We start from the raw sequence: 12,634 nt of genomic DNA, 5'->3' as shown, positions 1-12,634 counted from the left end.
CGTCAAGCGCTGCGACTTAGGTTCTCGTTGACCAGATCGATCAGACCGTTCGGCGTCTCCGCCGCGAGCACGTCGTCCAGCGCCAGTCGCACGGGGTAGGTGTTCTCGATCTGCAGGCACATGTTGAACAGGGACAGCGAGTCGAACCCGAGCTCCTCGAAGGAGAGGTCCCCGATGCTGTCGTCGAGCGCCACGTCGACGGCCGGATCCCGGTCGCCGCACTGCACCATCAGTTCGGTAAGTCGTTGTAACACCAGCGCGGTCATGGCGCCTCCCAGGTACTTCGGTACTGCCTTCGAATGACGGATGGGTACGATCATCTGCCGATCGGAACCCGATGACGTCTCCGTGGTTGCGGAGGAATCCGCTGCTGGCACCCGAAACGACACGAGAGCGCGGCCGGCGGCCGCGCTCTCGTGTCGTTCGTCCCGAATGGAGCTGGGCTACCGATCGCCGGCGTGGCCGGCGACGAACGCCGCGACGCTGCGCGGACGCAGGTCCACCCAGTTCTCGCGCACGTAGGCCAGGCACTCCTCGCGGCGGTCCGGCCCGTGCGCGACGGTCCACCCGGCCGGCACGTCGGCGAACGCCGGCCACAGCGAGTGCTGGTCCTCCTCGTTGCGCAGCACGGTGTAGCTGACGTCCGGCACCTCGAACGGGTTCGTCATCCGCCTCTCCTCCCGGTCAGGCCGCCGCGGCGGACTCGTCGTCGATGTGCTTGGCGAGCCCGGCCACGGTCGGGACGTCGAACAGCACGTTGATCAGCAGGTCGACGCCGAGCTCGGCCCGGATCCGGCCGAGCAGCCGCATCGCCTGCAGCGACTGGCCGCCGAGGTCGAAGAAGCTGTCGTCGATCCCGACCCTGGGCACCTCGAGCACCGAGCCGAAGATCGCGCACAGCTTCTCCTGCAGCGGCGTCTGGGGCGCCCGGTAGGTGGACACCGCGGCGAAGTCGGGCTCCGGCATCGCCCTGCGGTCCAGCTTTCCGTTGTGGGTCAACGGGAGTGCGTCGAGCGCGACGAACGCGGCCGGCACCATGTAGTCGGGCAGCGCCTCCCGGGTGTGCGCGCGCAGCGCTCCCAGGTCGACCTCGCCCGACTCCGGCACCACGTAGCCGACCAGCCGCTTCTCGCCCTGGTCCAGCTCGCGCACCACGACGACGGCGTGCGCGACGCCCGGGAAGCCGGCCAGCACCGACTCGACCTCGGCCAGCTCGATCCGGAAGCCCAGGATCTTCACCTGGCTGTTCGCCCGGCCGGCGAACTCGATCAGGCCGTCGCCGGTCCGGCGGGCCAGATCCCCGGTGCGGTACATCCGCGTGCCCGGCTCGCCGAACGGGTCGGCGACGAACCGCTGCGCGGTCAGCTCCGGGTCACCGAAGTAGCCGCGGGCGACCCCGCGGCCGGAGATGTAGATCTCCCCCTCGACCTCGGTGGGCACCGGCGAGAGCCGGTCGTCGAGGATGTGCAGCGTCACGTCGCTGAGCGGGCTGCCGATCGGCACCACCATGCCCGGCCGGTAGTCCGCGGTCAGCGGGTTGTGCGCGGAGAACAGCGTGGTCTCCGTGGCGCCGTACATCGCCCTGATCACGAGGCCGGGGTTGGTGTCCAGCACCCGGCGCACCGCGGCCGGCGCGACCACGTCGCCACCGGTCAGCACCTCGCGCAGCCCGGCGAAGGTCTCCGGCGCCTCCTCGGCGAGCACCCGGAACAGGCCCGCCGTCAGGTGGATGCCGGTGATCCGCGCCCCGGTGATCAGCTCGCGCAGCAGGCTCGGCTCGAGCCGTCCCGGCGGCGCGACGACGATCTCGCCACCGTGCAGCAGCGGCATCCAGATCTCGTAGGTGGACACGTTGAACGCGTACGGCGCCACCATCAGCACCCGCTCGTGCCGCTCCACCGTCCACTGTGGATCGAAGATGAGCCGCAGCGCGTCCCGCTGGGTCACCGCCACGCCCTTCGGCTCGCCGGTGGAGCCGGACGTGTGGATCACGTACGCCAGCTGGTCCGGGTGACTCGGCACCGCGGGATCGCCGGCCGGCTGGCCGGCGGTCGCCGGATCGTCGTCGACGATCACCGTCGGCACCCCGGTCGGCAGCCCGCCCGCGCGCATCGCGGTGTCGGCCAGCAGCACCACCGCGCCGGAGTGGTCCACCACCCACTGCCTGCGGTCGGGCGGGTAGCCCTCGTGCACCGGGACGTAGGCCGCCCCCGCCTTGACCGTCGCGAGGACGGCCACCACCAGGTCGACGGACCGGTCCAGCAGGACCGCCACCCGGTCTTCCGGACCGACGCCGAGCCCGATGAGCCGGTGCGCGAGCCGGTTGGCCCGCTCGTCGAGTTCGCGGTAGGTCAACCCGGCCGTACCGCCGGACACGGCGACCGCGTCCGGCGTACGCGCGACCTGCTCGGCGAACCGTTGGGGGATCGAGAAAGACTCCATCAGTTTGCTCCCGTCACCTTTCGCCGCGGGCCGCGTCAGCTGGCCAGCTCGTCCGGCGCCGCGGGTGCGTCGCTGTCCCGGAACGCCCGCAGGGCCAGCGGTCCGTCGAAGATGTCGCGGGTGCCCGACACACCGGACAGCATCCGCGCGAAGTCGATCTTGCGCGGGCGCATGCGCCGCGGGTCGATGCTCTGCTGCGCCGCTTCCCAGTAGTCCTCCTTGGACTTGGTGCGGTCGTAGAAGAACCGGACGAACTCCAGCAGCGAGTTGAGGAAGTCGCGGTAGTTGCGCTCGTAGCGGTCGTACAGCGCCACCTCGTCACCCGGGTTGCGCAGCGCCAGGTTGGCCGTCTCCGCGAGGCCGAGCGCGCCGCGCAGGGTCAGGCCGACGCCGGTCGAGAGCAGCGGGTCGATGAAGGCCGCCGCGTCGCCGACCAGTGCCCAGCCCGGTCCGTGGAACTTCGTGCAGGTGTAGGACCAGTCCTTGATCGTGCGGTAGCCGCTCACCCGGGTGGCGTCCTTGGTGAGCGAGGTGACCTCGTCGGCGGCCGCGAGCTCGGCGGCGTGCAGTTCCTCCGGCGTCATGCCGGACTTCTTGTACGCGTCGATGTGCGTCACGTAGCCGACGCTGACCGTGCCGTCCGAGAGCGGGATGAACCAGAACCAGCCGTTCGGGCGGTTCTCGGTCAGCGTGTCGCCCGCCCGGGTGCCGCCGTAGCGCCGGCAGTTCTGGAAGTACGCCCACGTCGCGATGTTGCGCAGGTCCTCGTGGTAGTCGATGAGGTCGAGCTTGCGCGCGAGCAGGTGCGACTGGCCGGTGGCGTCGACCACCAGCCTGCTGTTCGCCGTCGTCGGCTCCTGGTCGCCCTTGCGCTGGTAGCGCACGCCGACGGCGCGGTCACCGTCGAAGAGGACCTCCTGGACGTTGGCCTCCTCGATGACCAGCGCGCCGAGCTCGCGGGCCCGGCCCAGCAGCACCGAGTCGAAGTCGGCGCGGCGGACCTGGAAGGTGTACTCGTACTCCGAAGCCTCGGTGAACCGGAAGTCCCACGTGCCCTGGTTCCGGCCCCACAGCAGGGAACCGCCGTACTTGCGGACGTAGCCCATCTTGTCCAGCCGCTCACGCAGGCCCAGCGCCTCGATCGTCGGCATCGAACCGGTGATCAGCGATTCACCGATGTGGTAGCGGGGAAACTTCTCCTTCTCCAGGACGAGCACCTTGTGACCCTGTTGCGCCAGGAGTCCGGCCGTCGCCGAGCCACCGGGACCACCACCGATGATGACGACGTCGAAGTCGTCTTTGCCAACCATTGTCGTGATTCCTCCTTCGCTTCGCGTGCGGTCAGTTCCCATCCCGGTTGCGCTGTGTCTCGACCGCCTCGTAGAGGGACTTGATGTTCGAACTGCCGAACGTGCTCGCCCCGGCCCGCTCGATGATCTCCAGGAAGATCGTGTTCCGCGGGTGCACGGACTTGGCGAAGATCTGGTAGAGCTGGCCGTCGTGGTCCTCGTCGAGCAGGATGTCCAGCGCGCGCAGGTCCTCGACGCGGTGGCGGTCCGGCCGGACCCGCTCGGTCAGCGCGGCGTAGTAGGTGTCCGGTGTGGACAGCAGCTCGACGCCCCGCTCCCCGAGCTGCCGCACGGAGGAGAGGATGTCGCCGGTGCTGAGCGCCATGTGCTGCACTCCCGCGCCGCCGTGGTCCTTCAGGAAGTCGTCGACGTGGCCCGCTTCCATCGACGCGTCGGACTCGATCAGCGTGAACGTGACCGCCCGCGACTTGCTCTGCACCACCTTGATGAACATCGCCTGCTCGCCCGTCACGATCCGCTCGGTGAGCGTGAGATCGAAGTCCAGCGCCCGCTGGTAGTACTCGACGGTCGCGTCGATCTGCCCCGGCTCGACCGCGACCGCGAAGTGGTCCACCGCGCGCAGCCCGGTGCCCGGTCCGGCCTCGGCGCCCGGCACCGCGACGAGCCCGTGCGCGTCGTGCGCGGCGGAACCGGCCGGCCGCTGCACGAAGGTGTGCGTCACGTCGCCGAAGCCGATGATCGTCGCGGTCACGATGCCGTCCCGCTCGGTGGGGGCCATGACCGGCCGGGCGCCACCGCGCACGGCCGCGGCGAAGGCGGCGGCCGTGTCCGGCACCCGCAGGCCGATGTTCGCCACCCCGTCGCCGTGCCGCTCCACGTAGGCGGCCGCCGGGTGGTCGCTCTCGAGCGGCGCGGTGAGCAGCAGGTCGATGTCACCCTGACCGACGCAGAACGTCCGCACCGGCGCCTGCCCGTCGTCCGGGCCGCTCGTCGCGCGCACCGCGCACCCGTAGCCGTCGACGAGCCAGTCGAGGTTGTGGCCGATGTCGCCGACGTAGAACTCGACGTAGTCGACGGCCATGTTCTCGAAGACTTGCGTGCGCGCTGTGGTCATCGATCCTCCCGGTCGTTGAACCGACCTTGACATCCGGCGGGGGAAACCTGCTTCTCCCCCGTTGCCGGACCGGTCGGCATGTTGGGATAACCGCGCCCACGAGAAGGTTGCTACCGTCGACCAGCGGCGACGGGCGCGTCGCCGCGCCCATTCAGCCGTGATGTCGAGGAGTCCGGGAAATGACTGTTGCCGAGGTGTTCCCGTCATCGGGTGCGCAGCCGAACCGTTTTCCGCTGTCGGCGAACCTCGAATTGTTCTGCATTTTCGACAAGGGCGACGACGAAGGCGCGTTCGGTCCGCGGCACCTGGTCAACCTGGGCTGGCGCGTCACCGGCGAGATCGACGTCCCCGCGCTGCGCGGCGCACTCGACGACGTGGTCCGGCGGCACGAGATCCTGCGCACCGAGGTCATCCGCGGCACCGGGGACGACCACCAGCGGGTGCTGCCGCCGACTCCGGTCGACCTCCAGGTGATCGACCTGCCCGCCGACGACGCCCGATCCCGTGACGAGCGCGCGGACGGCTTCATCAACGAGGTCGAGCACTTCGAACTGCGCGCGGCGCACCTGCCGCACATCCGGGCGGTGCTGGGCCGCTTCGACGAGCGCGACGCGGTGCTCGTGCTGCTCACCCACCACACCGCGAGCGACGGCTACTCGATGGCCGTGCTGATCCGCGAGATCGCCGCACTCTACGCGCAGCACAAGGGTTTCGGCCCCGCCGACCTGCCGGCTCCCGTGCAGTACAAGGAGTTTTCGGCGTGGCAGCAGGAGGCACTGGCCTCCGAGAACGCGCAACGCGCCCGGGAGTACTGGCGGCGCAAGCTCGACGGCGCCCAGATGTCCATGCTCACGACGGACCAGCCCGAGGGCGTGCCCTACGGGTACGCGGTGCACCGGCAGATCTTCCCGCGCGAGCTGGCCACCGCGGCCCAGAACCTGGCCAAGGGGCTCCGCGCGTCGCCGTTCATGGTCCTGCTCGCCGCGTTCAACGCTCTCTGGTACAAGATGACCGGCGATGCCGACGTGGTCGTCCCGACCCTGTCGTCCGGCCGCGGCGAGCCACGCTTCGCCGAGGCGATCGGGCCGTTCTTCAACCTCGTGCCGCTGCGCACCGACCTGTCCGACTGCCCGACGTTCACCGCGCTGGTCACCAGGACCCGGGCGACCTGCCTGGAGGCCTACGCCTACGACCTGCCGTTCGCGCACATCGCGGCCGAGGCACCGGACCTCAACAAGCCTTACGAAGCCGGGAACCTCTCGGCCTGCGCGTTCCAGTCGTTCCAGTTCCCGGGCCTCATGGAGGACACCACCGTCGGCGACCTCACCTACACCGAGGTGCGCCGGCGGGTGCAGTCGAGTTCGGAGACCTCCGAGATCCCGAACGGGATCGTGTTCACGGTGGACCTGCTGCCCTCGGGCGAAATCGCCGCGCACGCCCGGTACAACAAGGCGGATTTCCTCGAGTCCACGATCGAGAAGCTGCTGGGGAACTACCGCGAGATCCTGGCGCTGGTCACGACCAACCCCACGATCGCGGTGCGGGACCTGTGACCGGCGGGTCCGCCTGACCCCGGCACCCACGCACACACGAAACGCACACCGGGATCCTCCGGTGTGCGTTTCGCCTGTCCACCCCACGCCCACGCGGGATCCTCCGGTGTGCGTTGACGTCTGTCCGCCACCATCATCACCCGCCGAACCCGGCACGGTTCTCCGGACGTGCGCGGTTTCCGGCCGGCCACGTCCGCCCTTCCGCAACGCTGGAGACGTCACTGCACGTGGCAGGTGTGACGCTTTTCGCATGGCTGCTTTCGACGGCAAGACAGTTCTCATCACAGGTGGTGGCAGCGGCATCGGTCTTGCCACCGCGCGGCAGCTCGTCGACGCGGGCGCGAACCTGGTACTCGCCGGGCGTCGCGCCGAGGTGCTCGACCGGGCTGCGAAAGACCTCGATCCCCGCGGGGATCGGGTGCTCGCGGTCGGTACCGACGTGTCCCGCGAGGACGAGCTGGACGAGCTCGCCACCCGGGTCCGCGACCGCTTCGGCAGGCTGGACGGCGTCTTCGCCAACGCCGGAATGGCCTCGTACAATCCCATCGCCCCCCGCGCGGACGTCAGCGAAGCCGATTTCGACCGGTACGTCGGCGTCAACTTCAAGGGCGCGTTCTTCACCGTCCAGAAGGCGTTGCCGCTGTTCGACGACGGCGGTTCCGTCGTGCTGAACAGCACCTGCCTCGCGCACCGCGGCATGGGCCTGGCGATGGGCCTGGCGACGATGTACGCGTCGACGAAGGCCGCCGTCGCCAGCCTGGCCCGCCTGCTGGCCGCCGACCTGGCGAGCCAGGGCATCCGGGTCAACTCCGTCAGCCCCGGCTTCATCCGCACGGACATGCTCGACGAGCTCGCCCCGACGGACGAGGCTCGCGACGTGTGCGGGCAGCTGGTGCCCGCCGGCCGCCTCGGCACGCCGGAGGAGGTCGCCGACGCGGTGACCTTCCTGCTGTCGGACAAGGCGGCCTACATCACCGGCCAGGACCTCGGCGTGGACGGCGGGCTCGTCGGCTCGCTGCCGATGAACACGACCGTTCAGCTGTGACGCAAACCCCACGGATCAAGGAGGTGACCGCGATGGTCCAGGAAGCTGGAACCCGCGCGGTGGTGCTGGGCGGCAGCATTGCCGGACTGTTCGCGGCCAGGGTGCTCGCGGACGCCTACGACGAGGTGCTGATCGTCGACCGCGACAAGCTCGTCGGCGTCAAGGGCGTCCGGCGGTTCTGCCCGCAGAGCCACCAGGCCAACGGGCTGCTCGCCCGCGGCGTGCAGGTGATGGAGGAGCTCTTCCCCGGGCTCACCCAGGAGATGATCGACTACGGCGTGCCGTCCGGCGACCTGTCCGGCTCCTGCCGGTGGTACGCCCGGGGCAACCGCCTCAAGCAGCAGCACGCCGGCCTGACCACGCTCGGCGTGGTGCGGCCGATGTTCGAGTACTTCATCCGCGAGCGCGTGCAGCAGTTCGCCAACGTGACCTTCGTCGAGGAGCACGACATCCTCGGCCTCACCACGACGGCCGACAAGAGCCAGGTCACCGGGGCCCGGGTGCAGAAGCGCGGCACGGACACCGACGAGGTCATCGAGGCCGACCTGGTGGTCGACGCCACCGGCCGCGGCTCGCGGACCCCGGTCTGGCTGGAGCAGCTCGGCTACGAGAAGCCGTTCGAAGAGCGCAAGAAGATCGACCTCGGCTACGTGACGCAGCACTTCCGGTTGCGCGAGGGGGCCAACGGGTTCCAGAACGACGTCGCGATCAACCAGATCGCGCACGCCGCCGTGCCCCGGGGCAACGTCTTCTTCCTGGTCGAGGACGGCAAGGTGGAGCTGACCACCTACGGCATCCTCGGCGACCACCCGCCCACCGACTACGACGGCCTGATGGCGTGGCTGAAGTCGTTGCCCGCCAAGGACGTGTACAACACGCTGCGGTACGCGGACCCGGTCGACAAGGCGATGCCGTTCAAGTTCCCGACGACGCTGCGCCGCCACTACCAGAAGCTGCGCCGCTTCCCCGAGGGCCTGCTCGTCACCGGGGACGCCGTCACCACCTTCAACCCCGTGTACGCCCAGGGCATGAGCGTGGCCGCGTTGTGCGCGCTCGTCCTCCGGCAGCACCTGCACAGCGGCGCCGCGCCGGTGCCGCAGGACTACTTCCGCGACCTGGCCACCGACGCCATCGACCAGGCCTGGGAGATGACCAACCAGATCGACCTGAGCCTGCCGGGCGTCGAGGGCGAGCGCTCGTTCAAGGTCAAGATGGGCAACTGGTTCCTGAAGCGGGTGCAGATCGCCGCCACCCACGACGGCGCGATCACCGCCGAGTACTTCAAGACCGCGGGCCTCGTCCAGAAGCCGGAAGCGCTGATGAAGCCGGGCTTCGCACTGAAGGTGCTGTGGAAGTCGTTGTTCGGCCCGGCGAAGGACAGCCGTGAGCCGTACACGTTCCCGGTGGCCGACGGCGTCGAACCCGCGTTCGGCGAAGCCGCCGAGCTGCCGAAGGCGGCATGACCGTTCTCCCTGTTCACCACGGCCACGACAGTCCTCACGGGACTGTCGTGGCCGTGCCCGTACCGGCGATCCCACCCCTGGAGTGGCGATGACCACCGCGCACCGGACCTGTCCCATCTGCGACGCCGTCTGCGGCCTGAAGATCGACCTCGACCCCGCCGGCCGCGTCACGAAAGTGCGCGGTGACTCCGACGACCCGTTCACCGCCGGCTACCTCTGTCCCAAGGGCGCGAGCATCGGCACCCTCGACGAGGACCCGGACCGCCTGCGCCACCCCATGATCCGCGAGGGCGACCAGTGGCGGGAGGCGTCCTGGGACGAGGCGTTCCAGGCCGTCGAGCGCGGCATCACCGGCGTCATCGAGAAGCACGGCCGGGACGCGGTCGCCGTCTACTTCGGCAACCCGACCTACCACACGATGGCCGGGTTCCTCTACCGCATCCCGCTGATCCAGTCGCTGGCGTCGAAGAACGTCTACTCCTCCGGCACCATCGACCACATGCCCAAGCACGTCGCTTGCGCGCACCTCTACGGCGACCCGTTCGCCATCGCCGTGCCGGACATCGACCGGACCGACTACCTGCTCGTCCTCGGCGCGAACCCGATGGAGTCGCACGGTTCCCTGTTCTGCGCCCCGAACATGCCGGCGCGGCTGCGGGCGCTGCGCGAGCGCGGCGGCAAGCTGGTCGTGGTCGACCCGCGCCGCACCCGTACCGCGAAGCACTGCGACGAGCACTTCTTCGTCCGGCCGGGCACGGACTCCGTGCTGCTGCTGGGGATCGTCCACACGCTGCTGCAGGAGAACCTCGCCACGGTGACCCTCGACGTCGCCGGGCTCGACGAGCTGACGGCGCTGACCGAGGAGTTCTCGCCCGCGGCGGCCGAGCTGGTGTGCGGCGTGCCCGCCGAGGACATCGCGCGGATCGCCCGCGAGCTGGCCGCGGCGCCGACGGCCGCGGTGTACTCGCGCATGGGCGGGTCGGTCGTGGAGTTCGGGACCCTCACGCAGTGGCTCGTCGACGTCATCAACATCCTGACCGGCAACCTGGACAACCCCGGCGGCACGATGTTCACGCGGACCGCCGCGCTCGAGGTGTTCCGCACCGGGCAGCCGTTCGAGTGGGGCCGCTGGCGCAGCCGCGTCAAGGGTTTCCCGGAGGTGCTCGGCGAGCTGCCGACCGCGACGCTGCCCGACGAGATCGAGACGCCCGGCGACGGCCAGGTCCGGGCGCTGATCAACATCGCGGCCAACCAGGTCGTCGCCGCCCCGAACGGACCGCGGTTCGGGCGCGCGTTCGACGCGCTGGACTTCATGGTGTGCGTCGACCCGTACCTCAACGAAACCACCCGGCACGCCGACGTCATCCTGCCGCCGCCGCGCATCCTGCAGATGGCGCACTACGACTTCCTGATGCAGATCGTCATGGTGCGCAACTACACCCGCTACTCCCCGGCGGCGCTGCCGCTCGACGAAGACCAGCGGTCGGAGGCGGAGATCCTGGCGCGGCTGACGCTGATCGCGGGCGGCGCGCCGCTGCAGGTGCCGGCGTCCGCCGTCGACGAGGGCTTCATCGGCCAGCTGCTGACCGGGGCCACGCAGCTGCCCGGCTCGCCGGTCGAGGGCATGGACGTCGAGGTGCTGCGGGCCACGATCGAGGGCGACGACGGCCCGGAGCGGATCCTGGACACGCTGCTGAAGTTCGGCCCGTACGGCCTTTCGCTGGCGAAGCTGAAGGAGAAGCCGAACGGCATCGACCTCGGCCCGCTCGAGCCGCGGCTGAAGGAGCTGGTGTGCACGCCGTCCGGCCGGATCGAGCTCACGCCGGAGCCGATCGTCGCCGACTTCGCCCGGCTGCGCGCGCGGCTGGCCGAGCCGGCGCCGGAGGTGCTGCTGATCGGACGGCGGCAGCTGCGGTCCAACAACAGCTGGCTGCACAACGTGCCGTCGCTCGTCGGCGGCAGCAACCAGTGCACGCTGCACGTCAACCCCTCCGACGTCACCCGGTACGGCCTCGGCGACCGGGCCGTCGTGCGCTCGTCGGCCGGCGAGGTGGTCGTCGACGTCGAGCCGACCGACGCGATCATGCCGGGCGTCGTGAGCCTCCCGCACGGCTGGGGCCACGCGGGCAGCAGCCAGCGCGTCGCCGCCCGGCACCCCGGGGTGAACGCGAACGCGCTGACCGACGAGCTGGTGCTCGACGTTCCGTCCGGCAACGCCGTGTTCAACGGCGTGCCGGTCACGGTCCGCCCGTACGCGTCGTAGCACGGCCTTCGCACCAAAGGAGATCCTCGATGACGCAGACCAGGCAGAAGCACGGGCGGCGCGCGGTGGGTGTCTACGGCCTGCTCGTCGTGCTCCCCGTGCTGGCCGCGATCGCGCTGCTCACCCGGGAGCACCGAGGGCCGGTCGGGGCGTCCAGGGCGGCCGCCATCGGGCATCCGCTGGCCCAGCTGCTGCTGGCGATCGCGGTCGTCGTCATCGTGTGCAAGGCTGCGGGCTGGGTGCTGCAGCGGATCGGCCAGCCGCCGGTGATCGGCGAGATCGCCGCGGGCATCGTGCTCGGCCCGTCGGTGCTCGGGGCGATCTCGCCGTCGGCCGCGGCCGCCCTGCTCCCGGAGGCGATCATGCCCCAGCTGAACGTGCTGGCGCAGGTGGGCATCGTGCTGTTCGTGTTCCTGACCGGGCTCGAGCTGAACACCAAGCTGATCCGCGGCCGCGGGCACCTGGCCCTGGTGGTCAGCCACGTCAGCATCGCGGTGCCGTTCGTGCTCGGCATCCTGCTCGCCGCCGTCGCGTACGCCAAGTTCGCGCCGAAGGGCGTCGGATCGCTGGCCTTCGCGTTGTTCATCGGGGTGTCGATGAGCATCACGGCGCTGCCGGTGCTCGTCCGGATCCTCAAGGACACCGGGATGTTCCACACCCGGTCCGGGGTGGTCGCGCTGACCTGCGCGGTGATCGACGACGTGACCGCGTGGTCGCTGCTCGCCATGGTCGTCGCGCTCGTCACGGCGTCGTCCCTGGTGGGCGTGCTCTTGACGCTCGGCCTGGCCGCGGCGTTCGCCGGCCTGCTGTTCTTCGTCGGCCGCCCGCTGATGGCGAAGTTCTTCGCCCGGACCCCCGACACGACGCTGCGCCGCCTCGCCCCGCTGGCCCTGGTCGGTGTCCTGCTGTGCGCGACGGCGACCGAGTGGATCGGCGTGCACGCGATGTTCGGCGCGTTCATGTTCGGCCTGGTCTTCCCGCGCGGCAACGTGGCCGAGAAGTGGCTGCACCAGAACACCAACGGGATCACCACGTCGTTGCTGCTGCCCCTGTTCTTCGCCTTCAGCGGCCTCCGCACGAACCTCGGGCTCCTCGCCGACCCGTCGCTGTGGCTGTGGTGCGGCGCGATCCTGCTGGTCGCGGTGGTGGGCAAGCTGGCCAGCGCGGCCGTGGCGGCGCGCAGCGTCGGGGAGAGCCTGTGCCGGTCCCTGCAGATCGGCGTGCTGATGAACTGCCGGGGCCTCACCGAGCTGGTCGTGCTGAACGTGGGGCTGGACCTCGGGGTGCTGTCGCAGACGATGTTCACCATGCTGGTGCTCATGGCCCTGGTCTCCACGGCCATGACCGCACCGATCGCGACCTACCTCGACCAGCGCGCCGGACGACGCGAGGCGAGGCTCCGGCTCGTCCCGGTCGAGGAGGACTTGCCGAAGGCCGCTTGAGG

At 70.2% G+C, this 12,634-nt stretch carries 10 protein-coding genes; 5 read left to right on the top strand and 5 right to left on the bottom strand.

The genetic code is table 11. The features are described from left to right. Nucleotides 1-2: 2 nt before the first annotated feature. The 5 genes from OG738_RS23300 to hppD form a co-directional block, all read right to left on the bottom strand. Nucleotides 3-266, bottom strand: coding sequence for an acyl carrier protein (locus OG738_RS23300; RefSeq protein WP_329044072.1), 264 nt, complete (start codon nt 264-266; stop codon nt 3-5). Nucleotides 267-443: 177 nt separating this feature from the next. Beyond that, the gene (locus OG738_RS23295; protein ID WP_329044071.1) at nt 444-668 is read right to left on the bottom strand and encodes an MbtH family protein; all 225 of its coding nucleotides are present in this window, start codon (nt 666-668) and stop codon (nt 444-446) included. 16 nt (nt 669-684) lie between these two features. After that, complete coding sequence (locus OG738_RS23290; RefSeq protein ID WP_329044070.1) at nt 685-2,442, bottom strand: non-ribosomal peptide synthetase; 1,758 nt, start codon at nt 2,440-2,442, stop codon at nt 685-687. A gap of 35 nt (nt 2,443-2,477) precedes the next feature. Further along, a complete protein-coding gene (locus OG738_RS23285) occupies nt 2,478-3,752 on the bottom strand; it encodes an NAD(P)/FAD-dependent oxidoreductase (RefSeq protein ID WP_329044067.1) in 1,275 nt (424 codons plus the stop codon). 31 nt (nt 3,753-3,783) lie between these two features. Then, nucleotides 3,784-4,866, bottom strand: a complete 1,083-nt coding sequence (hppD, locus tag OG738_RS23280) for a 4-hydroxyphenylpyruvate dioxygenase (protein WP_329044066.1) — start codon at nt 4,864-4,866, stop codon at nt 3,784-3,786. A 179-nt stretch (nt 4,867-5,045) separates the two neighbouring features. On the opposite strand from hppD, the gene OG738_RS23275 reads away from it, so the two are divergent. The 5 genes from OG738_RS23275 to OG738_RS23255 all read left to right on the top strand — a co-directional run bounded on the left by OG738_RS23275 (nt 5,046) and on the right by OG738_RS23255 (nt 12,632). Continuing rightward, nucleotides 5,046-6,419 (top strand): condensation domain-containing protein, encoded by a 1,374-nt coding sequence (locus OG738_RS23275; protein WP_329044064.1) that lies wholly within the window; start codon nt 5,046-5,048, stop codon nt 6,417-6,419. 250 nt (nt 6,420-6,669) lie between these two features. Beyond that, nucleotides 6,670-7,464 carry an SDR family NAD(P)-dependent oxidoreductase gene (locus OG738_RS23270; protein ID WP_329044063.1) on the top strand — a complete coding sequence of 265 codons (795 nt, stop codon included), beginning with the start codon at nt 6,670-6,672 and terminating at the stop codon, nt 7,462-7,464. Continuing rightward, the gene (locus tag OG738_RS23265) at nt 7,461-8,927 is read left to right on the top strand and encodes an NAD(P)/FAD-dependent oxidoreductase (RefSeq protein WP_329044062.1); all 1,467 of its coding nucleotides are present in this window, start codon (nt 7,461-7,463) and stop codon (nt 8,925-8,927) included. The genes OG738_RS23270 and OG738_RS23265 overlap by 4 nt, the downstream gene beginning before the upstream one ends. A gap of 88 nt (nt 8,928-9,015) precedes the next feature. Beyond that, nucleotides 9,016-11,190, top strand: coding sequence for a molybdopterin oxidoreductase family protein (locus OG738_RS23260; protein WP_329044060.1), 2,175 nt, complete (start codon nt 9,016-9,018; stop codon nt 11,188-11,190). A 29-nt stretch (nt 11,191-11,219) separates the two neighbouring features. After that, the gene (locus OG738_RS23255) at nt 11,220-12,632 is read left to right on the top strand and encodes a cation:proton antiporter domain-containing protein (protein WP_329044059.1); all 1,413 of its coding nucleotides are present in this window, start codon (nt 11,220-11,222) and stop codon (nt 12,630-12,632) included. Nucleotides 12,633-12,634: the final 2 nt, after the last annotated feature.

Origin of the sequence: Amycolatopsis sp. NBC_01488, from assembly GCF_036227105.1 — a bacterium.
In the GTDB taxonomy this organism is placed as follows: Bacteria; Actinomycetota; Actinomycetes; order Mycobacteriales; family Pseudonocardiaceae; genus Amycolatopsis.
Note: the sequence above shows the minus strand (reverse complement) of the source record. Positions and strands in the feature narration are given on the sequence as shown.